Origin of the sequence: Synechococcus sp. KORDI-49, from assembly GCF_000737575.1 — a bacterium.
Lineage (GTDB): Bacteria > Cyanobacteriota > Cyanobacteriia > PCC-6307 > Cyanobiaceae > Parasynechococcus.
Genome location: NZ_CP006270.1, coordinates 173,582 through 200,578, shown reverse-complemented (window position 1 = coordinate 200,578; position 26,997 = coordinate 173,582). Strand labels below are relative to the sequence as shown.

24 protein-coding genes and 1 pseudogene are annotated in these 26,997 nt (G+C 61.0%); 16 read left to right on the top strand and 9 right to left on the bottom strand.

Going from position 1 to position 26,997, the window contains the following annotated elements:
• The first annotated feature begins 5 nt into the window (after window positions 1–5).
• Window positions 6–896 (top strand): GNAT family N-acetyltransferase, encoded by an 891-nt coding sequence (locus KR49_RS01070; RefSeq protein ID WP_043696421.1) that lies wholly within the window; start codon window positions 6–8, stop codon window positions 894–896.
• Here KR49_RS01070 and KR49_RS01065 read toward each other — a convergent pair.
• The 3 genes from KR49_RS01065 to KR49_RS01055 form a co-directional block, all read right to left on the bottom strand.
• Window positions 866–1,132 carry a DUF3136 domain-containing protein gene (locus tag KR49_RS01065; RefSeq protein WP_043690845.1) on the bottom strand — a complete coding sequence of 89 codons (267 nt, stop codon included), beginning with the start codon at window positions 1,130–1,132 and terminating at the stop codon, window positions 866–868. The two genes, KR49_RS01070 and KR49_RS01065, sit on opposite strands and share 31 nt — an antisense overlap.
• Before the next feature lie 81 nt (window positions 1,133–1,213).
• Window positions 1,214–1,900, bottom strand: coding sequence for a response regulator transcription factor (locus KR49_RS01060; protein WP_043690842.1), 687 nt, complete (start codon window positions 1,898–1,900; stop codon window positions 1,214–1,216).
• 62 nt (window positions 1,901–1,962) lie between these two features.
• A complete protein-coding gene (locus KR49_RS01055; RefSeq protein WP_043690834.1) occupies window positions 1,963–2,181 on the bottom strand; it encodes a CP12 domain-containing protein in 219 nt (72 codons plus the stop codon).
• 147 nt (window positions 2,182–2,328) lie between these two features.
• Here KR49_RS01055 and KR49_RS01050 point away from each other — a divergent pair, with 147 nt between their 5' ends.
• Window positions 2,329–2,556 (top strand): DUF3136 domain-containing protein, encoded by a 228-nt coding sequence (locus KR49_RS01050; protein ID WP_043690829.1) that lies wholly within the window; start codon window positions 2,329–2,331, stop codon window positions 2,554–2,556.
• A gap of 187 nt (window positions 2,557–2,743) precedes the next feature.
• Complete coding sequence (locus KR49_RS13685) at window positions 2,744–2,971, top strand: hypothetical protein (protein WP_156957062.1); 228 nt, start codon at window positions 2,744–2,746, stop codon at window positions 2,969–2,971.
• Window positions 2,972–3,017: 46 nt separating this feature from the next.
• Here KR49_RS13685 and rimK read toward each other — a convergent pair whose 3' ends face one another.
• The 4 genes and pseudogenes from rimK to KR49_RS01035 all read right to left on the bottom strand — a co-directional run bounded on the left by rimK (window position 3,018) and on the right by KR49_RS01035 (window position 5,887).
• Window positions 3,018–3,968 carry a 30S ribosomal protein S6--L-glutamate ligase gene (rimK, locus tag KR49_RS01045; RefSeq protein WP_371257663.1) on the bottom strand — a complete coding sequence of 317 codons (951 nt, stop codon included), beginning with the start codon at window positions 3,966–3,968 and terminating at the stop codon, window positions 3,018–3,020.
• Window positions 3,969–4,025: 57 nt separating this feature from the next.
• Window positions 4,026–4,418 (bottom strand): annotated as a pseudogene (locus KR49_RS14550) (ATP-dependent zinc protease); the annotation flags it as partial.
• 77 nt (window positions 4,419–4,495) lie between these two features.
• Window positions 4,496–5,203, bottom strand: a complete 708-nt coding sequence (locus KR49_RS01040; protein ID WP_043690819.1) for a response regulator transcription factor — start codon at window positions 5,201–5,203, stop codon at window positions 4,496–4,498.
• Window positions 5,204–5,239: 36 nt separating this feature from the next.
• Window positions 5,240–5,887: a ParA family protein gene (locus KR49_RS01035; RefSeq protein ID WP_043690816.1), complete on the bottom strand. Its 648-nt coding sequence runs from the start codon at window positions 5,885–5,887 to the stop codon at window positions 5,240–5,242.
• A 448-nt stretch (window positions 5,888–6,335) separates the two neighbouring features.
• Here KR49_RS01035 and KR49_RS01030 point away from each other — a divergent pair, with 448 nt between their 5' ends.
• Window positions 6,336–7,037, top strand: coding sequence for an FkbM family methyltransferase (locus KR49_RS01030; RefSeq protein WP_052378121.1), 702 nt, complete (start codon window positions 6,336–6,338; stop codon window positions 7,035–7,037).
• 80 nt (window positions 7,038–7,117) lie between these two features.
• Here KR49_RS01030 and KR49_RS01025 read toward each other — a convergent pair whose 3' ends face one another.
• On the bottom strand, window positions 7,118–7,621 hold the full coding sequence (locus KR49_RS01025) for a DUF411 domain-containing protein (RefSeq protein WP_043690812.1): 504 nt from the start codon (window positions 7,619–7,621) through the stop codon (window positions 7,118–7,120).
• A 256-nt stretch (window positions 7,622–7,877) separates the two neighbouring features.
• Between KR49_RS01025 and KR49_RS01020 the strand changes: the two genes are divergently transcribed.
• The 12 genes from KR49_RS01020 to KR49_RS00965 all read left to right on the top strand — a co-directional run bounded on the left by KR49_RS01020 (window position 7,878) and on the right by KR49_RS00965 (window position 25,749).
• Window positions 7,878–8,096, top strand: coding sequence for a hypothetical protein (locus KR49_RS01020; protein WP_043690806.1), 219 nt, complete (start codon window positions 7,878–7,880; stop codon window positions 8,094–8,096).
• A gap of 55 nt (window positions 8,097–8,151) precedes the next feature.
• Window positions 8,152–8,634 (top strand): hypothetical protein, encoded by a 483-nt coding sequence (locus KR49_RS01015; protein ID WP_043690804.1) that lies wholly within the window; start codon window positions 8,152–8,154, stop codon window positions 8,632–8,634.
• Window positions 8,618–8,989: a hypothetical protein gene (locus KR49_RS01010; protein WP_043690802.1), complete on the top strand. Its 372-nt coding sequence runs from the start codon at window positions 8,618–8,620 to the stop codon at window positions 8,987–8,989. Before KR49_RS01015 ends, KR49_RS01010 begins: the two co-directional genes overlap by 17 nt.
• Window positions 8,986–10,500 (top strand): 3'-5' exonuclease, encoded by a 1,515-nt coding sequence (locus tag KR49_RS12965; protein ID WP_084187912.1) that lies wholly within the window; start codon window positions 8,986–8,988, stop codon window positions 10,498–10,500. Before KR49_RS01010 ends, KR49_RS12965 begins: the two co-directional genes overlap by 4 nt.
• The gene (locus KR49_RS01000) at window positions 10,487–11,332 is read left to right on the top strand and encodes a hypothetical protein (RefSeq protein ID WP_043690796.1); all 846 of its coding nucleotides are present in this window, start codon (window positions 10,487–10,489) and stop codon (window positions 11,330–11,332) included. Before KR49_RS12965 ends, KR49_RS01000 begins: the two co-directional genes overlap by 14 nt.
• Before the next feature lie 100 nt (window positions 11,333–11,432).
• Window positions 11,433–11,921 carry a hypothetical protein gene (locus KR49_RS00995; protein ID WP_043690794.1) on the top strand — a complete coding sequence of 163 codons (489 nt, stop codon included), beginning with the start codon at window positions 11,433–11,435 and terminating at the stop codon, window positions 11,919–11,921.
• Window positions 11,922–11,968: 47 nt separating this feature from the next.
• Window positions 11,969–12,433, top strand: a complete 465-nt coding sequence (locus KR49_RS00990; protein ID WP_156957061.1) for a hypothetical protein — start codon at window positions 11,969–11,971, stop codon at window positions 12,431–12,433.
• Between the two features lie 12 nt (window positions 12,434–12,445).
• Complete coding sequence (locus tag KR49_RS00985) at window positions 12,446–16,024, top strand: TM0106 family RecB-like putative nuclease (RefSeq protein WP_043690790.1); 3,579 nt, start codon at window positions 12,446–12,448, stop codon at window positions 16,022–16,024.
• Window positions 16,021–19,068: an ATP-binding protein gene (locus KR49_RS14345; RefSeq protein WP_052378119.1), complete on the top strand. Its 3,048-nt coding sequence runs from the start codon at window positions 16,021–16,023 to the stop codon at window positions 19,066–19,068. Before KR49_RS00985 ends, KR49_RS14345 begins: the two co-directional genes overlap by 4 nt.
• The gene (locus tag KR49_RS00975) at window positions 19,065–19,517 is read left to right on the top strand and encodes a hypothetical protein (RefSeq protein ID WP_043690788.1); all 453 of its coding nucleotides are present in this window, start codon (window positions 19,065–19,067) and stop codon (window positions 19,515–19,517) included. The genes KR49_RS14345 and KR49_RS00975 overlap by 4 nt, the downstream gene beginning before the upstream one ends.
• A 10-nt stretch (window positions 19,518–19,527) precedes the next feature.
• A complete protein-coding gene (locus tag KR49_RS00970) occupies window positions 19,528–22,512 on the top strand; it encodes a DUF1156 domain-containing protein (RefSeq protein WP_043690786.1) in 2,985 nt (994 codons plus the stop codon).
• A gap of 6 nt (window positions 22,513–22,518) precedes the next feature.
• Entirely contained in the window at window positions 22,519–25,749 is a 3,231-nt protein-coding gene (locus tag KR49_RS00965) for a DEAD/DEAH box helicase (RefSeq protein ID WP_052378118.1), read from the top strand.
• A gap of 18 nt (window positions 25,750–25,767) precedes the next feature.
• On the opposite strand, the gene KR49_RS00960 is transcribed toward KR49_RS00965, so the two are convergent.
• Window positions 25,768–26,967 (bottom strand): DNA recombination protein RmuC, encoded by a 1,200-nt coding sequence (locus tag KR49_RS00960; RefSeq protein WP_253912782.1) that lies wholly within the window; start codon window positions 26,965–26,967, stop codon window positions 25,768–25,770.
• Window positions 26,968–26,997: the final 30 nt, after the last annotated feature.

The window sequence follows — 26,997 nt, the reverse complement described above, 5'->3', positions numbered from 1 at the left end:
CTGCCGTGAAGTCGTCCCTGGAGATCCGAGCCTTTCAGGACACGGACCTGAACTTCATCACCCAACTGGCGCGTCAGGAAGATTTCGCTCCAGGTGTTGGCGACATCGCGATCTACGCCAACACGGGAAACCAGGGTGTGTGGCTGGCATGGCAGAACGACGAGCCCGTGGGCTGCATCGCCGCCGTGAAATACAACCCTGATTACGGCTTCATCGGTCTCTTCGTGGTTCACCCGGACCATCGCGGCCGTGGTGTCGGCAAGCGATTGTGGGAACACGCACTGACGTCTCTCGCTGATGTGACCTGCATCGGGCTGGAAGCCGCACCGGCGATGGTGGAGTTCTACCAGCGTGAAGGGTTCCGAAGGGATTCCATCACCACGCGGCGGCAACATCTGTGCCTGGAGGAGTCATCGACCCATCCGAGCAGCCGGTTGCTGCATCGCAACGACATCACGGTTGTTCCCCTCGGGAACATCTCGATCGATGCCGTTCAGGCCTATGACGAACGCCATGAAATCAGCCCGAGACCTCACTTCCTGGAACAGTGGCTGAATCACCGGGCAGGGGATGTGTTCGTGGCCATGGATGCAACGCAGCAATGCCATGGCTACGTGCGCATCCGCCCATGCCTGCTGCCCATCGGGCAGGGCTGGCGCATCGGCCCTCTGCTGGCGGAAGAACCGGGCATCGCATCCCTGTTGCTGAGCAATGCCATGGACCGGCACAAGGGCATCATCCTCATCGACACCCCAGGCCACAACCGATCCGCCCGAACCGTGGCGGGCGCCAAGGGGTTCCGGCGGATGGGAGCCACCCATCGCATGTACAGGGGCAGCCTGGACAACGGCCATGATCAGAACATCTACGGTCTGGCATGCCTGGAGCTGGGCTGAACGGCAAGGCGACGCCGGCGGGCCTGGTGAAGCGAGAGAAACAGGCTGCGTGGATCGCAGTAGCGATCCGGCATGGCCTGATGCAGACGATTCAGACGACGCCAGCAGACGCTCTTGCAGGCTTCGCTTTCCTTCACTCCATCGGCCACGAGATAGTCCATGGCACGGATGTAAACAGCTTCGGTTTCACAGAGCTCAGCAATGGTCGGTTCATGGGTGAATGTGATAGCCGTCATGAGCTCCGTGGGGTTGATTGTGTTGCATTAACGCGTCTCCGTTCCAACGGGATCTACCCCCATCTGGGGTGAATCAATGGCTCAGATCTGAACCATTCCGCAACGCATTCCCTTCAGCACCGCCTGCACTCTGTTATTCACCTCAAGCGTGCGCAGCAGGCGCTTGGTGTAGGTGCGAGCGGTTTCTTCGGTAACCACAAGATCCTCGGCGATCTCCCGATCGGACATGCCGCGGGCAAGACGATCCAGCACTTCATATTCCCGGGGGGTCAGCCTCGGGCAGCTCAGGTAAGGAAGCTCGTCAGAGCGCAGCGAAGGGCTGCGATAGGAGTGATGTCCCATCACGGCCAGCACGGCAGCTTCCAGGGGTTTGCGATCTTCGATGATGTCAGCTTCAGCGACAACAGCCTCAAGCCAGGGGGCAGCGTCGTACTCCACCGGGATGGCATCGCTCAGAGCCAGAACAACAACCTTCAGGTCCGGCTGCTTTTCCCTTGCTTTGCGAACCAACTCAAAACCATTGCCACGTTCCAGCAGATCCGTGCACAGAAGCAATTCAAACTGGTCCTGATCGAGATATGTCAAGCAGGACTCTTCATCGGTCACAGCGCACCCGATCTGGGCCCGTTCCGTGAGACTTTCACAGAAGCAACGCAGAAAAAACCGCCCCTTCATCGCCAGCGCAATCCTGCCTGTGATCGCCACAGACAACAGCGGCTCATCGTCAACCGACCTTGGCTGGTGCTGGAGATACGGCGTCAGATCCATCCCAGAGCTCCTCCCTCTGCCCATCCTTGCCAGGCAGAGGAATCATTCCGGAATCGCCGTTGTCAGTCGTCATAGACGCGACATTCAGGGGCGTCTGGGTTGAGATCGCAATGCACCTCAAGCGAGGTGGGATCCTTGTGATCATCGGGGTGATGGCTGCGGTAGGTCTCAAGCCCCTCCAGTTCCGTGGCGTAATGCCGTGCCTTGGCCTCGTCTCCGCTGGCCTGGGCTCTGGCCAGTTCCTCGCGGTCCTTGGCGATATGGGTTTCGATCGTGTCCACCCGTGGTTCTGCAACTCGAGGTCATACAACCTCGATGGGGGCTGTGCTCACTACCCCCATCCGGGGACAGAACGAATGTCCCCAAATGGGAGGCGATGCGATCCGGCATGGCAGCGCACAATGACGCAGCAAAAACGAAGGTGCTGCATGACAACATCAAGCCTGAGCATCGGTGAGCTCGAGGCCAGCTACCCGCTGTACTGCAAGGCACTGAAGATCCTGATCCGGCAAGGCAAAACAGGCAGGGAACTTCAACGAACCGTCTGCTGGGACCGGCTGCGCTTGCTTCACCGTTCCCTGCCGCGGCAGTACAAATCGCCGGAGCGGCTGATGTTGATGATTCAGACGGATCTCTCGAAGAAGGTCGCCGCTTAGGCCCCGTTGATCGGCCGAACTCAACGACGAGCGCGTTTGATGATCACAGGCTTCAGCGGACAAGCCAGGGCGTGAAACGGCTGATGATGGCCTTCCAGGATCATCGTGCCGATCGGGTAGGCGTGGGCGAGTTCAATTTTCATTGGATTGACGTGCCGCAGGATCCAGTGCCTGCAACGCACTCACCATGCCTCGCCCCCGGCGGGTCGACCACCCCTATCCGGGGACAACCCGGATCGGATCCACAGGCACCGAGCAAGCAATTCGCCAGCTCAGTTCATCGGAAAGCCATGAAAGTCGTCAAGGCTCCCAATGTTTCTGTGGCTTTTTCACCAAGCGCCATGAAATCGAAATCATCCAAATCACCAACACCAGCAGTGCCAGCATCGAGAGGGGTATCTATGTCAGAACATGAATAATCTGATCGGGATCAGGTCCAAACGATTCCGGCAGGATCCAGATCAGCAAGCGACCCGAGGTTCCGACAGACGTGTACGGATCCAGCCGAGTTTTCGCTCGATTTCCTGAATCATCAAGCCGGCCAGATCCTTGCCTGTGGCTGTTTCAATGCCCTCCAGACCAGGACTTGAATTCACCTCCAGCAGCAGAGGGCCCCGCTCCGAGCGAATGATGTCAACTCCGGCTACATCCAACCCGAGTGCACGGGTCGCCGACACAGCCAATTTGCGTTCTTCCGGGCGGATGCGCACGGCCTGTGCCGACCCACCTTGATGAATGTTGGAGCGAAAATCTCCGACCGCCGCCGTCCGTTCAATCGCCGAAACAACTTTTCCGCCGATCACGAAACAACGCAGATCCTTACCACCGGCTTCCTTGATGAATTCCTGCACCAGAAGGTTGGCGTTCAGGCTTTTCATGGCGTTGATCACACTCTCCGCCGCTTTCTGGGTCTCCGCCAACACAACACCACGGCCCTGGGCCCCCTCCAGCAGCTTGAGGATCAACGGGGCACCACCCACCATCTTGATCAGGTCCTTTGTGTCGAGTGGAGAGCTGGCAAAGCCTGTGACCGGCATGTTCAGGCCGTGCCGCACAAACAACTGGGACGCCAGAAGCTTGTCGCGTGAGCGCTTGATCGGTTCTGCGGCATTGAGCACGCGAATGCCCATCGCCTCGAACTGGCGTGTGATCGCACAGCCGTAAAAGGTGACGCTGGGGCGAATCCGCGGAATCACCGCATCGATGCGCTCCAACACATTGCCTCCCCGGTAGTGCATCTCGGGATTCTGAGGATCCAACCGCATGTAGCACTGCTTGACATTGAGGAACTCCATGCGGTGGCCCCGTTCCTCGCCAGCCTCCAGAAGACGGCGGTTGCTGTACAGCTCCGGATCCGAGGCCAGCAGAGCAATGCGAAGCCCATGGCGTTCCGTGCGCAGAGGGGAGTACATCGCCTCGAGCTGGTCCGGGGGAACATCGCCGAGCTGGTGGCTGCCCTCGGGATCCACCAGCACGCGCCCCACCATGGCTTCACGGCCGAGCAGCATTCGGTAACCCATCGCATCGCGATTGGTGAGGGTCAGCTCAATCGGCCAGCTCTCCTTACCGAGCACCAGCTGCTCTCGGATCACATAGCGGGTTTCGCTGATGCCACTGGTGTTCCGCACGCCACGCTGTTCGAGCACCGGAGCCTCGTGGCGGATCACCACGGAACGGTCGTTCTGGAGCGGATGCACTTCAAAACTGATCCAACGGGCTTCATCGCGCTGAAACGGCACGATGTTGAAGGCATGCAGAGATGAAGTTGCGGCACCGGAGTCAACCCGTGCCTTGATCGCCGGCAGACCAAGCCCAGGCAGGGAACACCACTCCTCGCTGCCAACAATGATTTTTCTGGTCAAGGCCGCGAACGGTCCTTATCGATAGAGAACAAGAAATCCTAGGCCTCATTCCGCTGTTCACGGCTGCTGCCAATCCCTTAATTCAGCGGATCAATCAAGCCGTAGAGCATGGCCGTGACGGCCATCTGGGTGCGATCGCGGGCACCGAGCTTGTCCATCGCATTGCCCACGTGGGTCTTCACCGTTTCCACGGACACGCCGAGCAGATCGCCGATGGCGTTGTTCGTGAGGCCGCGGGCCACCGCTGCTGCCACCTCCAGCTCGCGAGGGGTGAGTTCCTCCACCAGCGGCGGCAGCTCCGGCCGGGGGGCGGCAGCCGCGATGCGACGGATCTCGGCGGGGTAGTACACACCGCCCGTGGCGATGGTCTGCAGCGCGCCGATCAGATCACCATGGCCGGTGCCGAGGCTTGATTTGAAGATCACCCCATCGGCGGAGGCCAGCATCGCCTCCTGCACCACCTCCTTGGTTTCGCGCACCAGCACGATCAGCAGCTGACAGGTGGGCAACTCCGCCTTCACGCGCCGCAGCAGGTTGACGCCGTAGCCGATCTCCAGATCCGAGCTGCAGATCAGCAGATCCGGCCGGATGCGCAGCACCAGCTCAACGCCTTCATCTTCGGTGGTGGCGGCCCCCACCAGGGAGGAGCGGATCGGATCCGCCAGGGCAAACGACGTGAGCGAGAGACGATCCCCGAAGACGACAACCAGGCGGCGATCCTTCAGCAGCTGGCTGGCCTGGGCCAGCGCCTGCTGGATCGAGCGGGATTCGAGCCGGAGCTCCATGGCCGGGAGGTCAGTGACCGTTCTCTAGCGGGGAACTCAGGCGCTGAGGGCTTCCGGTGGTGCAGCTGCCAGAAGGGCACTGATCTGTTGCGCAGCAGCGCAGTAAGCGGTCCATCCCGCCATCCGGCGCAGGTCAGCTCGGCCGCGATGGTCCACAGCATCCGACACGCAGACGCCCTCCACTTCCGCCTTGTCAAAGGCCGCCAGCAAGGGGATTTCCGCTTCAAGCACGTCGACGTCGAAACCTTCCATCGTCTGGCGGGCGTCCTGAGCAAGGCGTTGCTTGCGGCTGTCGACCTTCACCAGCAGGGCGGCATGGGCGATGCCAGCGCTGCGCAGAGTTGCGGAGAGTTCAATCGTGAGCTCGACCGAGCGAGCCTGCGGTGTGGTGGGCAGCAATACCAGATCGGCTCCGGCGGAGAGGTTGCGCAATTCATCGTCGTTGCTGCTGGCCTGACCGTCGGTGATGATCACCTGGGCAGTCCGGGTGGCTTTGGCAGCGGCTTCCACCGGCACCACATCGAAGGGGAGCATGCCGCGGGCGGCATAGGCGGTGGCTGAGCGATTGCGATCGGCATCCACCACACACACCGCAAAGCCCTGGTTGGCCCAAACACTGGCCAGATGGATGCTGGTGCAGGTTTTGGCAACGCCCCCTTTCTGCCCGAAAACGGTGAGGAACATTGTTTTTGGAAAAAATAGAAACGTCGGTGCAAACGGTCCAATCGATATCAGCAAAGACACACGTCCGAATCCTCATTCGGATTCGGGGGAGGCTCAGCGAAGAGGCGTTCAGGAAGCTAACGCCATGCCTCAACAGGCAAAGAACGAACCCTTGCTTTGCTCATCACTCGATAAGCATGATCAAAACATTGGTGGCAACAGGCACATTTGCCGCGATCACCCTCAGCAACATGTATCGGCTCAGCGGTGCTGGGGAGGTCGGCGATCGCGCCGTAAGATCCCCATCCGACGGCCCACCCCGATTGACATTCCCATCCCGCAGAGCAGTTGCAAACATCTCCTGCGCTTAACGGCGCCGTTCCAAGCCACTCGCCGATCAACTGAACGGTGTTGCTCCTGAGCTTTTGTTGGCTCCTGCTCCTACCCATTCACAACTCGGAGTTCAAACATGATCAAGCGTCTCGTAAGGGACCTTCTCGCGCGCCGAGGTCTCGCGCTGCAGTCCATACGTTCCTTCAATGTCTTCGAGGCTCAGATCAAGAAGTACCTGCACCCAAGCTTCACCTTCGTGCAGGTGGGCGCCAACGACGGCAAGCGTTTTGACCCAATCAACAAGTACGTTGTTCAGTATCAGTGGCGTGGACTCGTCATTGAGCCCATTCAAGAGTATTTCGATGAACTGTGCACGACTTATCGCAACCAGCCGCAGGTTGAATGTTGCAAGTATGCGATCTTCTCAGAGGAAAAGCCAGTAACGCTCTATCGCGTTAATCCGCAAGCTTCGCTGCCAGAATGGACAAAGGGCATCGCGTCGCTTGACCCGCAACACTGTTCCAAATCGGAAACTCCAGCGAGTGTGATGATCGCTGAGGAAGCTCAAGGCATTCCGTTAGCCACACTTCTCCGGAACAAGGGATTGGAGAAACCCGACCTCATTGTGATCGATACAGAGGGATATGATTATCACATACTCAAGATGATTGACTTCGAAAGGAATGCTCCACGACTCATCCGCTTTGAGCATGGCCGACGGCATCAAGTGATGTCTCGCGAGCAGCTTTCTGACGCGATTGAAACTCTGATGGGCTACAACTACGACATCTTCATTGAGAGGTACGACTGCGTCGCAGCAAAAAGATTGGAAAGCTGACATACCCCCAGCTCCACAGCGATGCATGAAGTGGTCTCAACAGCACATTCGCAACCCAACTGAGGCTCACAAGCGAACGCTCAGAAACGATCGAACACCGTTGTTGATCCGTCGTGGGCGATGGCCATCACCGCAAATGGATCCGCCTTCCTTCCCTTCACCTCCATGCCAGGCGAGCCGATCGGCATCCCCGGCACCGCCAGGCCACGGATATCGGGCCGTTCGGCCAGCAGGCGTTGAATCGATGTGGCCGGCACGTGGCCTTCAATCACATACCCCTCAACGATGGCGGTGTGGCAGGAGGCCTGGTCTGAGGCGATGCCGTTGGCCTGCTTCACGCGATCCATGTCTTCCCTGATCTGATCGTTGATGCGAAATCCCGCTGCGGCGATGTGTTGCCCCCACTGGGTGCAACAGCCGCAACTGGCTGAGCGGTAGATCGTCATGGCCGGACCTGTCGCCTGAGACGTGGACGGCATCACGGACGGGCCCTTGGCATCGCCGTGGGCGAGCAGCGGACCGGGAGAACACAGCAGCAACGCCGACAACAGTGCGCCACAGGGGGCCAGGGTCTTCCACTCCATCCCTGATCGATCAAAGCAACACCACGATTCTCGCGAACGGCGCATGCATGCGGCCTGGTGCACACAATCCGGCACAGCAGCGTCGGCAGCTTTCGCTGTTCTCGATCAAACCGGAGATCGAAGCGTGATGAGAAGACATGCCATGAGGGCTGGAGATGTTTTCAGCCAACCCTCAGCCGTTGCTCCCCCTTTTGGGGGAGGACGCAACAGGAGGTTCAGCCAACGATGGAGAGGAGCCACAACAACACGGATACCCATGCATCCCGTTATCGATCCCCTGCTGATCCTGCAACTGCTCGGCGCTGTGCTGATCGTGTTCACCCTGCCCGAGGGCAGCGAAGCCCTGCAGCCCGACGAAGCATCGATGCCGAGAGCTCACGAGCCGTTTCAACTCAGTGACGGCAACACCTATGTGGAACACGCCGGGATGGCTGTGGAAGTCCACAGGATCCAGAGCCTGAACATCACCGGCTGAAGAACAACATCCCCAGATCACACCGATACACCAACCCTCAAGGACCAACCAACCGATGCCAACGCTGTATCCACCCACCGGCCATTTCCCGGCCAGTCCGCAGAACCTCGAACGCGAAACACTGGATGAGGCCTACACCGAATTGCGTGTTGCCTACCGCGGCCTGATGGTGAGCCGCGGCGTGTTCCGAGGAAAGGCCGAACAGAACCGGGCAGCGATGCAGGAGCTGGAAACCAAACTGCGAGCCATCGCCGAACGGGAAGCCTCCGTGCGCCAGGAGGCCTACGAAATGCTGGAGATCGTCACCAACGTGGTGGGCGAACTGGAAGATGCAGGCGACGACCTGGTGAATGAATTCGGCCTGTATCAGAAAGGGAAAAGCACGTACCAGGGCGGCAGTTTCATTGGGCGGCTGATCAAAGCGGTGACCACCTTCATCCGCCGCTGGACCGGGACAAAGCAACAGCTCGCCGCCATCGTGGAACAACAGCAAGCGGTGCAACTCAGCCTGGAGGCAACCGATGGGCAAGATCGCTGAAGCGCTGCGCGCCAATCTCAAAGCGGTTGCCGCATCAGATGCCCGCAGCCTCAGGGAACTGGATCAGGAGCTGTTCAATGCCAAAGCTGCGGTGCGCAGCACCCCGCAAATGCAGGGACGGGAACAGCTGAAGACACTGCTGGGCCAGGGCAGCTTTCAACAGCAGACAGTGGCCACCCTCAAACGCCTGTGTAAAGAGAACGGCATCCGCGGATATTCGAAGCTGCGCAAGGCGGAGCTGGCGGCACGGCTGACGGCTGAAGGAGTGAGTCCACCGCCAAGGACGCTGGATAGCTTCACCAAGAAGGAGCTGATTGCACTGGTACGGCAACTCATTGGAGAAAACCTGACATGAATACGTCGCTGCAGGGTCTGATCGCAATCGCTTCTGCCGTCAGCGCAGGTGTGTTGATCCGCTGGAGGCTGCACGTTCACCGACGAACGCTGACCAGCCACACCCCACCGGTTGCGCAACAGCCATCGACGCTGGTGCCAGCACCGATAACGAATCGAAGCCCCCGGCAGGAACGGCGAACGCCCCTCGCTGTACGGATGCTTTACCGCAACAGCCGTGGAGAAGAAGCCTGGTATGAAGGCACTCTGCTGAGCCGCAAGCCAGTCGACGATGGGCAATCCACCGTGAATGTGCGGCTGGACGGCGAGAGCTTCGTGAAGGGGTTCCTGATGGACAGGATGCAACGCCTCCAGCTGCGGGAAGAGAACAGCGTGATCGAGGGCGCAGCCTCGATCAGGGAAACACTGATCGCTCGGCTGCCACTTGCCAGAACGCGGAAACCTTCCAGCAAAGCCAGAGCAACGCCAGACCAACCGCTTGCTCCGTCTGCGCCAGTGCCGAATGACGCAGCACCTGCCACGGCCGTCACGCCGATCGAGACTGTCGATCAGCTGCTGCCTCACGGAGCCAGGGGCTTTGCAGTGTTTGATCTGGAAACAACGGGGGTGGACACAACAAGAGCCCGCATCGTGGAGATCGGAATCGTGCTGCTGCGGTGCGACGGATCGTTGGAGGAGGAATGGCAGAGCCTGATCAATCCTGGTGAGCCGATCCCCAACAGCAGCATCCACGGCATTGATGACGACATGGTGCAGACGGCCCCGACGTTTGACGAACTGGGTCCGGTGATCGCCGAGAAACTGGCCGATCGAGTGCTGGTGGCGCACAACCTTCACCGATTCGACTTGCCGATCCTGCAGCGCCACTTCCAGGAGCTGCCCGGTCTTCCGCTGAACCTGGGTGACGGCATCGACACCATGCCGAAGCCGCGACGAAAACTGCAGCAGATCTGCAGCGAGCACGGCATCCGACTCCACGCTTCGGAGGCCCACACCGCCCTCGGCGACACCCGGGCGTTGGCCGCCCTGCTGCAGGCACTGCCAGGACATCTCAAGGCTGCTCAATCGAGCGTGCGGCTGCTCTGTTCACTTCCGGAGCGAACAACCGACAGGAGCCTTCAGCGCAGCGACGTTGCCAGGAGTGGCGCAAGGCCATCGCGGCACGTGGAACCTGCGACCGGTGGACAGGGCTGGAAGCAGACCAGCATCGAACTTCAGCCGGGTCTGACATTCATGGCAACAGGACCCCAATCCACAGCCCGCGATACCGAAATCAGACGAGCTGAATCCCATGGCAAAAACCTGGGCCTCACCTACCGGAAGTGCAACACCATCCCGAAACGTGATCGGCCGGCATTTCTGCTGAGCACAAGCCTCAGCCTCAACAGCACCAAGATGATTCAGGCCAGGGAAAAAGGATTCCCGGTGGTGCTCACCCGTGATCTGATGCGCAGCCGCCAGGGGGCCACGGTGACTGCCCATCAATGGCAGCTCGTCGATGAGCAGCCCTGAGAGCAAGAGCTGCGTCTGGATCGTTTTGGGGGCGTTGGTCGCCCTGCCCATCCTGATTGCACTGTGGCCTCTGTTTCTGATCGGCGGTCTGCTTGCCCTCGGAGTGTGGGGAGTCATTGCCTATCTGGATCTGATGGTGGTGCAGGACGCGACGGCCTGGGCGGATCCTCTCCTCGGCCGAATCTGCAGGCTGGGCCACCACCACGGGCTGATCAAGCAACTGCAGGTGAGAGGAGAGTGGGGGAAACGGCAGCTGGTTCTGGACCTGAAGCTGCTGGAAGGCGATGACACGGACGCACGCCTGTTCGACAGAGACATCCATCTGCCCTTGTCTCAACATCCGGGCTCAATGGCCAATGTGGGCCTCGCCGCGAGCCTCCGTCGGCGGATGCGCGAGCAAGATTTCGAGCTCATCAATCATCTGGCGGTGGAAGCCCAGGCGATGCAGTCGGCCATCGGCTGGATCGAGGAACTGAACTGGAGCCGCCAGGCGCTGACCACACTCGGGCAGATGGAGATGGATGTGCAAGAGACCCTCGACCTGGCTCCTGGCAATGCCCTGCTCGAGCCGGCGATTCCACAGCTGCAGGAGGCTCAGCGACGCATCCATGCGGAACGATCGCAGATTGAGGAAGGTCTGGATGAGGCACTGGATCGATCGCAACAGCTGGCGGAATTCCTGACGGTGCCAGCGTCGGTGCGTCGAATGCTCAATTTTGATCCCACCAGCTTCGACAACAGAACACGACTGAAGGACCTGCGCCGGTCCTTTAACGACCTGGTGCTGCTGAATGACACGTTCCGGGAACTCTCGGAGCAGAAACTGGTCTGACTTCTCAGCCCTTCTTCAGCTCTTCTCACCCATTCGGGGGAGGCAAAAACAGATCAAAACTCAGACAGTGACAAGGAACAGCATCGCTGAGTTAGCACCCATGCCTGAAGAGACAACAGCCGTAGACGTCACGGCGATCAGCGTGAGAGAAAACGGATCGTTTCAACAATCCGTGGAATGCAGGGGAATCAGGTCCACCAGCGACTTTCCTCGCGATATCTCCGGGCTGAGCCCTGAGCAAGTGGAGCACCACTACAAGGCAATGCGCAACAGCCATGCCTCGTTGATGCGCTCACGCGGGCAGCTTCAACGCCGCTCAAGAGAATTCAGCGAAGCCCGGCTGAACTTTCTCAATACCCTAAAAACATATGAAGAGCGGCTCGTCGCCATTGGCGACGAGAAAGCCGAAGCCATGCAAATGGCCAAGGAGATGCACCATGAGCTTGAGGCCTTCGAAAGCAAACAACAGGCACTCGATCAACTTCTGAAGGACTTGGAGGTGGCCAAAGAAGGAGCGGGATTTTGGTCGATCCTGCAGATCACACAGCTGATTGATCGCATGAAGCTGTTGCTGCGCGGGAGCAATTAAGCATCATGGGAGACCTCAGCAGCCGCTTCGCAACGCTGATGGCCCGCATGGCCAAGAGCGATGCTGACCTGTACCGCACGATCGGCGAGCAAAATGCCCACGTGCGACAGATGGTGGATGAGCTAGTGCCACCGGATAACCAAACCACAGACACTCAGAGAGACTTACTGCCAACGGCTGGGCTTCTTCCGGAGCCGGAATGCGAGCAAGCCCTACTCAAGAGGCGTTTCGGGAAAGTAGCGGAGGCACAAGCCTGGATCGAAGAGCAGATTGGGCCTGGCCCCAAAAGACCCAGCTGGGCTGTGATCATCCAAACCTGCAAAACAGGATCTTGGCCAGCCAAAACCACCCGCGCGGCAGCGCGCTCCAAAGCCCTCACCGCTGAAGAGCTCGATGCAAGCTTGATCAGCTTGGAACAACGCTTGGATCAACGCCTGAAGCGGATGGAAGCGATGTTGTTGCTTCTCGCAGACGAACACAAAGCAATGCTCAGCCCCTCAGATGTGAGGTGAAATGTGGTGACCATGCCCACCCGCCTGATTACTCCAAGCCAGCTGTCGCTGTTCAGCATCAGCCCGGTGATCGGAGCCTGGTGGCAAGAGCTGGAAGCTCGCAAGCTGTTTGAAGACAGCAAACCAGCGGTGAGTGAGCTGGATCAGCAGCTGTTCGCCGATGGCCTCCGCCACGAGCAGGTGCTGCTCAAGAAGCTGGAGAAGGAAGGGCACAGGATTGCCCGTTTACCGGGGAAGCAAAGCGACGCCGATTACGCCGCCACCCAGGCTGCAATGGCCGACGGGGTCGACTTCATCCACCAGGCCTCGCTATGCCATGGCGGCATGCGCGGCAGTGCTGATCTGTTGCGCAGGATCGATCGTCCATCCGCCCTGGGCGATTGGAGCTACATCCCGATCGAATGCAAGCTGGCGAGCAAACCCAAAACCACCTTTCTGGTGCAGGCCTCGGCCTACTGCGAACTGCTCACTCCGCTGCTGGGGCATCGCCCCGATCAGTTCGAGCTGTACCTGGGCGGCGGCAAGTTTCAGCGCTACGCCACCGATCAGTTCTGGGCCTGGTACCAACTGCTGCGTCAACGCTTCGCGGCGTTTCAAGCAAGCTTTGACCCCAGCCAAGTGCCGGCGGATGCCCCTGGGGATCACGGCGGCTGGACGGCCTTCATCGACGAACGGCTCGAGCAGCAGCGGGATCTGATGCTGGTGGCAGGCATGCGCCAGAGCCAACGCCAAAAACTGCGCGCGGAAGGCATCAGCACGATCGAGCAGCTTGCGGCGTTGCCGGCGGGCAGCAGCGTGAAAGGGCTGTCGGGCGAGGCCTTGCATGAGCTGCGCCAACAGGCCGAACTGCAACTCACCCCGGTGGATGCCAACGGCCGGCCGGCTTATCGGCTTCGACCATTGGTGGAGGGCAAAGGTTTGGGAGCACTGCCGGCAGCGGATGCCGGAGACATCTGGTTCGACATGGAGGGCATCCAGGATTCCGTGGCGGGAACCAAGCTCGAATACCTCTTCGGTGCTTGTTATCGAGACAACCCGGAGGACAAGCCCCGCTTCAGGGTCTGGTGGGCCCACAGTGAGGCCGAAGAAAAAACAGCCTTTGCTGCCTGGGTGGATTGGGTCGAAGGGCGGCGCCGGAGCCATCCGGGCCTGCACGTCTACCACTACGCGGCCTACGAGAAAACAGCGATGCGGCGGCTGGCGCAGCAGCACGCCACGCGGGAGGCGGAGATCGACGCCTGGCTGCGCAGCGGCCTGCTGGTGGACCTGCTGCCGGTGGTGACCAGCGCAATCGTGCTGGGTGAACCGAGCTACTCGATCAAGAAGGTGGAGCACCTTTATATGGAGCAACGCCAGGCGGGGGTGACCAACGCCGGCGATTCGGTGGTGGCCTACCTGCACTGGCAGCTCTCCGGCGAGCCGGAGATACCCGGAGAAGCACCGGAAGCCAGCCCCAAGCTGCAGGCCATTGAGGACTACAACCGCGAAGACTGCGAAAGCACCGTGTTCCTGCACGACTGGCTGCTGAAGCTCAGGCGTGAGAAAGGTCTGCCAGAACAACCCCTGCAGCAGCCCCAGGATGACGCTGATCAGGAGCCAAGGGAACCGCAACCGTTGGAGCTGCTCAGCCAAGAGCTGCTCGCGGAGATCCCTGATCACCTGGCAGATGAGGGTGCACTGGGGCCACGCGGGATGAGCTGGCGGGCCCACAGGCTGCTGGGTCAGCTGCTGCCGTTCCATCACCGCGAAGCGAAGGTGGGCTGGTGGGCCTATTTCGATCGCCGTTCGAAGGCCGAACTCAGCCCAACGGAGCTGATCGACGACGGCGAAGCGATCGCCGACGCCCAATGGGTGGGGATGGACGAACGCCCCAGTGCCCGCACCGGTGCCGACATTCACCACTTCCGCTTTGACCCCAGCCAACCGCTGAAATTGCATGCCGGCGATGGCGACAGCCGGCTGACGGTGGAACTGCCCGCCACTGGCCTGAAGCTGGATGTGGATGCGCTCGATGCCGAACGGGGAACGCTGAGCCTGAAGCTGCCCTGGAGCAAGCGCGATCAACGCCTCGCCAACGGCGAGGGCGAGGGCATCCCCAAAGACGCCACCTCGGTGATCAAGGTGCCGGCCGACATCAGCAAACCCCTGCGCGAACGGCTGGAGGAGCAGGCCATGGCGTGGGAGCACGAGCACCAGCCGATCCCACCGGCAATCCTGCAACTGCTGGAACGGCACCCCCTGCCGGCGCTGCAAGAGCTCAATGCAGCCATTGCCGAAGATCCCAACGCCGTTGCCGATGCCCTGGCGAGTTTTCTGCAGCAGCACTCCGGCATCAGCCTGGCGCTGCAGGGGCCACCGGGCACGGGCAAAACCACCGTCACCAGCCAGGTGATCGCTCAACTGGTGGCATCAGGCCAACGGGTGGCGATTAGCTCCAACGGCCACGCCGCCATCAACAACCTGCTCAAGAAAGCCAAGAGCACCTGCAGCGCTGCAGGGGTGGCAGGTGAAGTGGTGAAGTGCAGCAACTCCAAAGAACAGGCATTGGCCGATGCCGGCATCAGCGTGGTGAAGCCCGGCCAACTCACGGAGGCCATGGCGGTGGTGGGCGGCACCACCTGGATGTTCTGCAAAGAGGAGCTGGCGGATCAGTTCGATTGGTTGGTGGTGGATGAGGCGGGGCAGATGTCGCTCGCCAATCTGCTGGTGATGGCGCGCTGCGCCCGCTCGATCCTGCTGGTGGGCGATCAACAGCAACTGGCCCAGCCTTCCCAGGCCGATCACCCCGGGGAGACAGGCCAGAGCTGCCTGGAGTATTGGATGGAGGGCGCCTCGGTGGTGCCAGACAATCGCGGCGTATTTCTCTCCACCAGCTGGCGGATGGAACCGAGCCTCACGGCGATGGTGAGTGCGCTGTTTTACGAGGGCCGGCTGCAGGCCAGCCCCGCCAATTGCGCCAATCGCATCACTTGGGCCAAACCCTGCCAGGGCAGTGATGGGCAGCTATACCCAAATCAAGGCCTGGTGTTTGATCCGGTGGCGCACAGCGGCAACAGCGTCTGCAGCGAGGAAGAAATCAACCGCATCGAAACACTGGTGGATGCCCTGCTGGGGGGCCACTATCAACACGCCAAAGCCGGAGGTATCGCAGAAGGCACCCTCACGCCAGACAAGATCCTGGTGACGGCTCCCTACAACGTGCAGGTGAACCGGCTTCAGCAACGGCTGACGGGCAAAGCCCGGGTGGGCACGGTGGACAAGTTCCAGGGCCAAGAGGCCCCGGTTGCCATTCACTCCTTAACGGCGAGCAGTGGTGATGAAGCACCCCGAGGGCTGAGCTTTCTGCTGGAGCCCAACCGGTTGAACGTGGCGATCAGCCGCGCCCAATGCCTCTCGATCGTGGTGGGTTCACCCAGCCTGGCTAGCGGCGTTGCCAACACGGTGGCGGAGGCCGAGCAGATCAATCGTCTTTGCCGAATTGCCACCTCTCTCTCCCCCATTCAGGGGATGGCAAGAGCCACTACTGGATCTGAAATAAACAACAGGAACACAGAACCTGATTTGCTCTTTCAGAGCTCAGTGCCGATATGAATACGCCAACCATTTACGAGCTCTGCCGGCCACGGGCCGACGTGCTGGAAGGGCGCATCCGCGATGAGGACTTTGCGGCAGACCTCAGCCAGGTGCTGAAGGGCACGGCACCGGAGCTCTACAAGAGCCCGGCCCTTTTCTTCGCGAACACTCATCCCACTAAGGGCCTGCGGGATCTGTTCTTGGCGGTCGTGGACAGGCTCACCAGCTCCGGCAGCCAGTTGGGCAGCATCCTCCGTCTCGATACCAGCTACGGCGGCGGTAAAACCCACGCCTTGATCGGCCTGAACCACATCCTCACGGCGGCTGATCAGATCCCGAATCTGGCCGAGTTCATTGATCCAGCCCGCCTGCCCAGCCAGAAGGTCACGGTGGCTGCCTTCGACGGGGAGAACGCCGACCCGATGAATGGCCGCCGCATGGAGGGCAACGTTCTTGCCTTCACTCCTTGGGGCGAGTTGGCGGTGCAGCTAGCTGGCCCGGCGGGCTACGAGCGCATCCGTAACAGCGACCGTCTTGGAGCGGCTCCTCCGGGCGCTGAAACCCTGCGGGAGCTGATCGGTGATCGACCGGTACTAATCCTGATAGATGAGCTTTCGATCTATCTGCGCAAGATCAAGGGCCCTGCAGCTGGTCAGGCAGCAGAGCAGCTCACCCCCTTCCTCACCGACCTGATCAAGGCGGTGAACTCCTCCCCCCAGGCAGTGCTGGTGTTCACCCTGGCTCTTGGCAAGGGCGGCCAGACGGTGGATGCCTATGGAGAGGAAAACCAGCGGATTGATCGGATCTTCTCTGAGCTGCAGTCAGTTACGGGCCGGCAGATCACGGCTCTTACCCCCACCAGCGAAGACGAAACGGTGCAGGTGCTGACACGCCGCCTGTTCGAGTCGATCGATCGCAGCCGAGTGGAGGAGGTGGTTCAGGCCTACCAGGACCTCTGGAGCCGCACCGCTGAGGCCCTGCCGCCGGTGGGGCAAAGCGATGACCGCGCTGCCAATTTGCGCAAGGGCTATCCGCTTCACCCGGAGCTGATCGACACCCTGATGCAGAAGACCTCCACCCTGGAGAACTTCCAGCGGGTCCGTGGCATGTTGCGGCTGCTTGCTCAGACCGTCGGCCAACTCTGGCGCGACCAGCCGCGGGGCGTCACGGCTGTCCATCTCCACCACATCGATCCGGGCAATGAGCGGATTCGACTGGAGCTCTCCACCAAGCTGGGCTTGCAGGCCTTTATCCCGGCGATCCGGGCAGATGTGTCCACCACACAGGACGAAGGAGGCAATGCCCTCGCCCAGCGGCTGGACTCCCAGGAGTTCACAGGGATGGAGCCCTACGGATCAATGGCAGCGCGCACGGTGCTGTTTCACTCCCTGGCATTCAACGAACCGCTGAAGGGCCTTAGCCGCCTGGAGCTGAACTACAGCCTCTATGCCCCGGCGGTAGATCCGGCTTTTGTTGATAAGGCGGTGCGCCTCCTCCAGGAAGAGTCGGAGTATCTGGACGACAGCGGCACCAGCAAGCTGCGCTTCCTCACCGACGCCAACCTCAACCAAATGGTGAGGAAACGGGAGGGGCAGTTCGATCTGGAAAGCGTGCGCGAGGAGCTGAACCGACGCATCGGCACGATCTTCGCCAAGCAACGGCTGGAGCCTGTGCTGTTCCCCTCCAGCCCGGCTGAGATCCCTGACGACACGGATGGGCCATACCTGGCGGTGATCCACTGGGAAGGCCACACCGTGAAACAGGCGAGCATCCAGCTGCCGGAACTGGTGCAACGGCTGTTCAAGGAGAAGGGTGACAACGCCAATGTGCGCCTGAACCGCAACAACTTGGTGTTCGTCTGCGCCGATGCCCTGCAGGTGGACGACATGTTGCGCAAGGCCCGCACCTACCTGGCGCTGCAGCAGATGCAGCATGGGGATTTATTCGCGAGCCTCCAGTCACACCAACAGGACCAGGTGAAAGAGCGCTACGGCCAGGCGCAGCAGGGTTTCGCCCTGGCAGTGCAGCAGTGCTACCGGCACGTGTTCTATCCCGAGCGGGGCCAGTGGCCTGAGGTGCCCCTCACCCACGCTGCGATCACTGTCACCAACGCCAGCAGTGAGCCTGGCGTCGGCCAGAAGCAGGTGGAGCGAGTGTTGCGGGAAGCCCGTGAGCTTGTGTTGGCGGATGACGCGCCGCCGGCCCCGAACTACATGGCCGATAAGACACCCCTCAAGCGCATGGGGGTGATGAGCACGCGGGATCTGCGCAACGAGTACTACCGCGATCCAGCGCTGCCGATCCTGCTGGGCGATGAGGTGCTCAAGAAGTGCCTCCGCATGGGCTTGGAACAGGGCCTGTTTGTTTACAAGGAAGGTGATCGCCTCGAAGGCCAGGGCTTACCACCCGGGTCCATCTCGATCAATGAGGACGGCAAGATCTACATGATGGACAAGGCGCTGGAGTTGAGCGTCTGGCCTCCCCCGGTGGCGCCCGGACCAGGACCAGGACCAGGACCAGGACCGGGACCGGGACCAGGGCCGGGACCAGGGCCGGGACCAGGACCGGAACCGGGACCGGGACCGGGACCAGGACCGGGAGCAGGGCCGGGACAAGCCCCTGGGGTGATCGAGCGTACCGACAACGTGAAGACAGCCCTCACCCAGCTGGCCCAGCAGGTGAGCAGCTCGGGCCAGGGGATCAAGAGCCTCACCTGGCGGATGAACAGTGGCGATGGCTTCCTTCCAATGGCTCTGCTCAAGGCCGAGCCTGACGCCACGGTGCGGGTGGAAATGATGGAAGGCGGCTGGAGCAGTGGTGACGGTAATGCCGAATGGAGCTTCGAGTTCAACGGCACCCCCGAGGAGGCCACCCATCTGCGGGGCTTCATCGAAGGGCAGTGGCGCCGAGGCGGGGAGAAGTCGCTCGACATCACCTACCAGCTCCAGTACGAGACCCCCCTGCGTTGGGATGACGACGGTGAGGCCTGGATCACCCGCCTCACCCGAGCAGGTCTCAGCGCCCAGACCGCCACGATCCGCCTGGAGCTCACCAACCCATGACGCAGGCGATCGCTTCTGGCTGCCCGGCCTACGAACTGCGCAGCAAGCAGCGCGGGCCAAGTGATCTGGAGCTGGAGGTGTGGCAGGTGCCCAGCACAGCCACTCCGGAGCTCAAGGAGCCCAAGCGTGTCGCTGGATTGAGTGGTCACAAACTGCTCATCGTTGAAGGTTCTGTTCTTCGGAAGTTGAAAGCCGAGAAGGTGAGTTTGGCCAAGCTCAAAAAGGGCGAGAGCCGGCGAGACGCCCTCTCTGAAGATTTGGCGATGGCGATGGGTTTGCTGTTCAAGCTGTTGGCTCCCATGCGCAACGTTTCATCCATGGAGAACTGCGCACGTGGCATTGATGCCATGGCCCGCGAAGAATCTGCTTATTGGCTGGGCATGGCGATGCACCGCAAGAATCCTCGCCGGGTGTTGGCGGCATTACGACTTCTTCTCTCTGCGAACTGAGCTCAGAACCATGACCAAACGTCTGATCGAAGAGTGGCTACCGATCGCTGAACTTGGCGAAGAGAGCATGCGGGAGCGGCGATCAATGACGGCCCTCCCGCCAATCAATTACTTACATGTGTGGTGGGCGCGGCGGCCGCTGGTGGCCTCTCGGGCGGCGGTGCTGGCGTCATTGCTGCCGGCGGATGCTGATCGGAGCACGTTCATGCACATGCTCGGGATACACGGGGATCCAGTTGCCGCGAAAAGGCGGATCGCTAAAGCCAAGAAGACTGGGGAGGATCTCGGTCTGAACGTGTACGGCTATCCCAGGGCATTCCAGTACAGACCCAGCGAGAAGGAGGAGTTCTGGTTGCTGGAAGAGACTCAAAAACTTGGGGTCGAACACCCCACCGTGCTCGACCCAACTGCCGGCGGTGGGTCCATTCCGTTTGAAAGCCTGCGGCTGGGTTGCAAGACCTTGGCCAACGACATCAATCCTGTCGCCGTGTTAGTGCAGAAAGCTACCTACGAGTGGCCATCGCAGCACGAACGGGCGTTGCTCGATGAGTACAACCGGCTGACTGGCCGTTTTCTGGAACTGGCAGAGCCCCGTTTCCAGCACCTCTACCCTCCTGAGCCACCTGGCACACAGGTGCATGGCTACCTCTGGGCACGCACTGTCCATTGCCCCTATTGCGCCGGCAAGGTGCCCCTGTCGCCCAATTGGAAGCTTGCGCCAGATGGCACTGGCGTGAAGTTGGTGCCCCACCTGGGCGAGGGCCCGGGGGACACGAGTCGCCATTGCAGCTTCGAGATCGTGCGCAGTGTTGGCGAGCAGAGCGAGGGCACGGTGAAGGGTGGTGCTGCTACCTGCCCTTATCCCGACTGCGGCCGCGTGATCGTCGGCGATCAGGTAAAGGCTCAGGCCCAGGCCGGAGGCATGGGTGAGCAGCTTTTTGCGGTGGCCCTCAAGCGCAAGCTGCCTACCGCTTACACCAAAACTGGCAGGCCTAAAAAAGACAAATGGGAACAGTGCTACCGCGCCCCACGACAGGAGGACGACAACAGCGCCGCGATCGACGCTGCCTTGGCGGAGAAGCTTCCGGAATGGGAGGCGCTGGATCTGGTCCCGAATGAGAATTTCCCCAAGATCTGCACCGACGATCGCCCCATCCAGTACGGCATGCCCTTATGGCGCGATCTGTTCTCGCCCCGCCAGCTGCTCTGCCACGGCACAAGCGTCGAGATCTTCCGGGAATTGGTGAATGAAGAATCGGCGAAAGCTGGTGGATTATCTGATCTGAACCGAGCGGCTCTGGGGTATGTCGCGCTGGCCCTTGACACCGTTATTAACTACAACGCGAGATCATGTCGGTGGGACTCAACAACTTCGAGGGTGCGGTCGGTTTTTGATCGCCACGACTTCGCTTTTGTTGCGTCCTACGCAGAAATGGCCGCGCTTGTTACGGGCTTTGGTTACGAGTGGGCTTTCGAAAAAACTAGGCGTTGCATAAGTGAGCTCACTGAGCTCATCGCTCCATCCAATGGGGCCGTTGTTGATGCAGGCCCATTGTTTTCGGCCACTACTCCTTTAGTTCAGACCAACACCTCCGATTCTCCGATGGTGATCTCCTGCGGATCTGGTGATTCGTTAGCTCATCTCGATGCCGGCACGGTGGATGCGGTGGTGATGGACCCGCCTTACTACGACAACGTGATGTATGCCGAGCTGAGCGACTTCTTCTATGTCTGGCTCAAGCGCACTGCTGGCCTGCTCTACCCCGAGCTGTTCATGGCGCCTCTCACCGATAAAGACAACGAAGCCGTTGCCAACCCCGCCCTACACAAGGGCAAGAAGGGCGCGAAGGCTCTCGCTGGCCTCGACTACCAGCAGAAGATGGCCGAGATCTTCGCGGAGTGCCGCCGCGTCCTTAAGGATGACGGTGTGATGACCCTGATGTTCACCCACAAGGCCACCGGCGCCTGGGATGCACTCACCAAGGGCCTGATCGATGCCGGCTTTGCCATCACGGCTTCCTGGCCAATCAACACTGAAGCCGAAGGCTCACTCCACATAAAAGACAAGTCGGCCGCCAACAGCACGATCTTCCTTGTCTGCCGACCGCGACCTGAGCAGAAACCAGAAGACGGGGTGCAGTACTGGGAAGACCTTGAACCCCGCGTGAAGGCTGCTGTACGCCAGCGCATCGAGCAGTTCCAAGCCGGTGGCATTCGCGGTGTTGACCTCTACCTCTCTTGCTTCGGTCCGGCGCTGGAGGAGTTCTCCCTGCACTGGCCGATCAAGCGCGGTCAGCCCAAGCCAATACAGGAGAAAACCAAGAAGCGTGGCCGTGCTCAGCTGACCCTCGATGAACTGCTCAAGGAAGACGACCCCTACGCCGTCACCCCAGAAGACGCTCTTGATGCTGCTCGCCGAGAGGTGAAGGCCTGGCGGATGGAGAAGCTCACCTCCGGCTCTCGTCGCGCTCAGCTTGATCCGCTCACCGAGTGGTTCGTGCTGGCCTGGGATGCCTTTGAGGCCCCGCAGTTCCCGTTCGATGAAGCCCTGCGCCTCGCTCGCGTCGTGGGTCTCGACCTTGATAACGACGTAGTGGGTGTGTTGGCCGAGAAGAAGACCAGCAACCTGATCCTTTGGGACAGCTCCACCCGCGCCACCAAAGGCAAGCTTGGCTCCCCTGATGGAACCCGCTCCTGGATCGATGCCATCCACCACTGCGCCCACCGCGCCCGCAGCATCGACCTCAACGCTGCCAAGCAGCTTCTCGATGACAACGGCCTGGCCAATAGCGCCGACTTCCTCACCGCCCTGGAGGCCGTGCTGGAGGTACTGCCCATCTCCGCTCGCTACACCGGCTTCGATCCCGTGAAGGCCGCTGCGCCTGCCGCGTCGGACTTTGAGGCCCTGGAGAACCTGCGTCGGCTTGCCTTGGCGGAGGAGGTGTCGGCACCGAAGCAGCTGGAAATGGTGCTCGCGGAACTGGCTGAGGTTTAGGCAGCCATGGCCGGCCTTGCCGATCACACCTGGAAAGGGCGTTTCAGCAGCTCCCTGGAGAGCCTGCTGGAGGGCTTCTACAAACCGGCCCTGATGGATGCCGTGCGCTACTGGCGCGTCACCGGCTACTTCACCAGCCGCTCCCTGCTTCAGGTATTGGAGGGGGTGGAAAACCTGGTGGCTGCGTCACCTGATGGCCTGGGCCGCGGCCAGATGCGGTTGATCACCGGCGTGTTCCTAAGCGAAGCCGACATCGCTGCTCTGGCAGCCGGAACTCCCTCTGAAACTGTTCTCACCGATCACCTCTCAACCCACTTCCCCTTCGAGGGTGTTGAGCCGGGTGGTCAAGGTGACGTCGCTCTAGGGGCCGAGCTCCTGGCGTGGCTGGTGAGCCGGGGCCACCTGGAGATCCGCGTAGGGCTGCCCCTCATCGACGGGCACATCGTCAATGACGGCGCGATCTTCCACGCCAAAGAGGGCGTGGTGGAAGACCTCCACGGCGATCGCCTGGGCTTCAGTGGCAGCGTCAACGAAACCCCCAACGGCTGGACCAGCAACTTCGAAACCATCCAGACCTTCTGCTCCTGGAAGCCCGGTGGTGTCGAGACCATTGATGATCTGGAGGCCGGCTTTCTGCGGCTCTGGGAAAACCAGGACGCCGGCGCCCGCACCTTCACCCTCCCTGAGGCAATCCGCCAGCAACTGGCCATCTATGCGCCGTCTGAGCAGGCCCTGCCCCGTCGCCTCAAACCTTTCCTCAACGATCTGCCAGCACCAGAGCCAGAGCCCGTCGTTGAGATCGTTCCCGACATCGATGAACGGCGCCGAATCGTGTGGAGCTACGTGCTGCAGGCCGCCGCCAGCGATCTGCCCGGAGCCGAACGGGTCGGTGAAGGCACCAGTGCTGTCACTCCTTGGCCCCACCAACAGCGCGCTTTCCAGCGCCTCTGGCAGCAGTGGCCGCCCAGGCTGCTGATCGCGGATGAGGTGGGCCTCGGCAAAACGGTCCAGGCCGGCCTGTTACTCCGTCAGGCTTGGTTAAGCGGCCGGGCCCGTCGCATGCTGGTGATGGCACCTGCGTCGGTGCTCAAGCAGTGGCAGCGGGAACTGCGCGAGAAGTTTGGCCTCGACTGGCCCATCTACAGCGGCAAGACACTCGACTGGCAACCCACCCGTTTCCGTCCCACTGGGCTCTCCAGGCCGGTGGACCGGAACAGCTGGACAGCAGAGCCCTACGTGCTGGTCTCCAGCCACCTGATGCGGCGGCGCGAACGCCACAAAGATCTGCTGGAAGCCGAGCCCTACGACCTGGTGGTGCTCGATGAAGCCCACCACGCCCGAACCCGTCGGGAGAACAGCAGCAGCGGTGGCGAGCGCCTCCGCCCCAACACCCTGATGCAGCTCATGCAGCAGCTGCGCCAGCGCACCAATGGCTTGCTGCTTCTCACCGCCACACCCATGCAGGTGAATGAGCTGGAAGTGTGGGACCTGCTCGCCCTGCTAGGCATGCCCCCCGAGTGGACCGAAGACGCCTTCGAGAGGTTCTTCGAGTGGGTGGAAAAGGAGAACCCGGATGAGGCAACACTGGCCTACCTGGCTGGGTTGTGGCGCAGCAGTGTGTCGGCGTTTGGCGAGGCACCGGGCAATGCCATGCCGGAAGAGCTGCGTAGGTCGCCGCTGCGCAAACGCAAGGCCCTGCGCGCCCTCAATGACAGGGACCCCCTCTCCCGCCGCAATCTCAGTGTCGAGATCCGCCAGGCCTCGCTGGCTATGGCGAAGCGCTGGACCCCTGTGCAGGGGCTGATCTCCCGTCATAGCCGCAACCTGCTGAGGGCCTACAAGCAGCAGGGATCGATGGATCTGGCCATCGGAACTCGCCACGTGGACGACCGCTTCCTGGAGAGCACGCCGCAGGAGCGTGCGTTGTACGACGCTGTGGAGGACTTCATCTCCACCCAATACGCCCAGGCAACAGGCCAGAAGAAATCGGCAGTGGGCTTCGTGATGACGATCTACCGCCGCCGCCTCGCCAGCAGCGTGGCCGCCCTGGTCTCCACCTTGGAGAAGCGCCTGGCTGGCCACCAGCAACAGCTGGAGGAAGACGCGGCGGCCGCAGAAGACGACGACATCAGCGGAGAGCAGACCTTCGACCTGGAGGGCATGCAGAGCGCCTTCCAGGAGCCCTCGCTCCAAGGGGAACTCGAAGCCATCGGGGTGCTGCTCGATCAGGCCAGGCCCCTGGTCGGCCACGACAGCAAGGGGGCCGAGTTCCTCAAGGCCATCGAGCAACTGCAGGCCCAGGGCTACAAACAGGTGATCGTCTTCTCCCAGTACACCGACACCGTCGATGCCCTCAAGCAGCTGCTGATCAGCGCAGAGCGCACCAGCCTGATGGCCTTTACCGGCCGCGGAGGAGAGATCCTGCAGAGGGGCGGGGTCTGGAAAGCCCTGAATCGCGAGGCCACCAAACGGGGCTTCAAGGAAGGCAAAGCCGAGATCCTGCTCTGCACCGATGCAGCAGCCGAGGGCCTGAACTTCCAGTTCTGTGGCGCACTGATCAACTACGACATGCCGTGGAACCCGATGCGTGTGGAGCAGCGCATTGGCCGTATCGACCGCATTGGCCAGACCCATGAGCAAATGCAGATCGTGAACCTGCATCTCGATGGAACTGTGGAGGCCGATGTGTATCGGGCGCTGAAAGGTCGAATTGCGATGTTCGAGCAGGTGGTGGGCAAGCTGCAGCCGATCCTGGCCAAGGCCTCCAGCTCCATCTCCCAGGCCACCCTCGTTAGCCGTGATCAGCGTGAGAAGGCGAGGGCATCAGCGGTGGCAGCTGTTGAGCAGGAGTCCGAGATCAAGGGCCTCGATCTTGATGATGTCCTTCAGGACCTTGATGCCATCCGTGAAGTGGTGAACAGCCTGCAGCATTCACCGCTCACCCTGGCTGATCTCGAAGCGATCCTCAGACAGCCGTCGCTGCTGCCACCGGGCTGCAGCGCTCGTCCGATCGGTGAATACGACTTCGCCTGGACCCAACCCGGCCTCGACGAAGAAATGCGCGTGACCTGCAATGCCTCCTATTACGAGGACAACAGCGACAGCTGCGAGCTGTGGGTGCCGGGGAGTCCGTTGTTTCCAACAAAGGCTATGGAAGAGCTCGCGACAGGGGAAACATCAATAAGTAGAGAAGAGCTCTTGCAAACGATTTCGGCAGCATCAGGTCAGTCGACGTAACGCCAATAACGGCTGAGATCACTCCCCCGCCTGAATCTCCCGCACCACCTCATCGATCTGATCGCTCAGATCAATTTCACCGTTCTGCCCTGCCAGTTCCGCAAAACGCCGGCCCTGCGGCAACAACCGGCTCTGCGCTGAACCCACCGCTGCATTGAAGCTCTTGTTCAAGCGGTTCAGTTGGCTACCGATGTCGTTGAACTTGTCGATGAAGGTGGAGAAGCGCTTGTGCAGCTCCACAGCCTGCGCCTGAATATCATCGATATTTTTGGCGATCTCCGCCTGCTGAATTGTCATCGCCAATCCCTTCAGGATCGCCAGCAGGCTGGTAGGGAACGTGAGGATGATGTTCTTGCTGAAGGCGTACTCCAGCAGCTGCGGATCCCGCTCCAAGGCCATCGAGAGGGCACCTTCCACCGGGATGAACAGCACCACCCCATCCACCACCTGGCCCAGGGCACTGAGCTTGCCGGCGTAATCCTTCTTGTTCAGCAGATCGATGTGGCTGCGCACCTTCTTCAAGTGCTCATTGAGTGCTGCGTCCCGCTGGGTTTGATCAGTGGCCTGCAATGCATCGAGATAGCTCTCGATCGGTGCTTTGGAATCCACGATCAAGCGGCGTGAGCCTGGGATCGTGATCACGCAATCGGGCCGATAGGCACCTTCATCGGTGCCCACATGCACCTGCTCATCGAAGTCGCAATAGGCGATCAAGCCCACAAATTCCAGGATCCGGCGCAGGTTCACCTCGCCCCACTGCCCTTTCACATTCGGAGAACGCAGCGCCGAGGTGAGCTGCTGGGCTGCGCCTTGCACGTCTTCACTGCGCTGACGCAGATCGCGGGTGGTTTCCGCCAGCACCGTGAGCTTGGCGTTGGAATCCTTCTGCAATGCCTCCACCTGCTGGCGCAACTGCAGCACTTCCTTGGCAAATGGCTCACTCACCGTTTCCTTGGTGCTCTTGAGCAATGCTTCGCGGGAGCCATCCAGCATCTGGCCGCTCAATGAGCGGAACTGGGTGAGCAGATCAGATCGGGCCTGCTCGAGGAACTGGGTCTGGCTCTCCTGACTGCGCAGCTTCTCAGCCACCTCCGCCATCGTTGCCGTGAGCTTTTCTTTCTCACGGCGCAGCTGATCCATGGCGGCCAGTGCGGAGTCATGGCCAGCCTTGAGCGCATCCCGCTCTTGGCTCACTCCCTCTAGTTGCGTGCGGCTCACCGCTGCCTGTTGACTGGCCTGTTGGGCCTG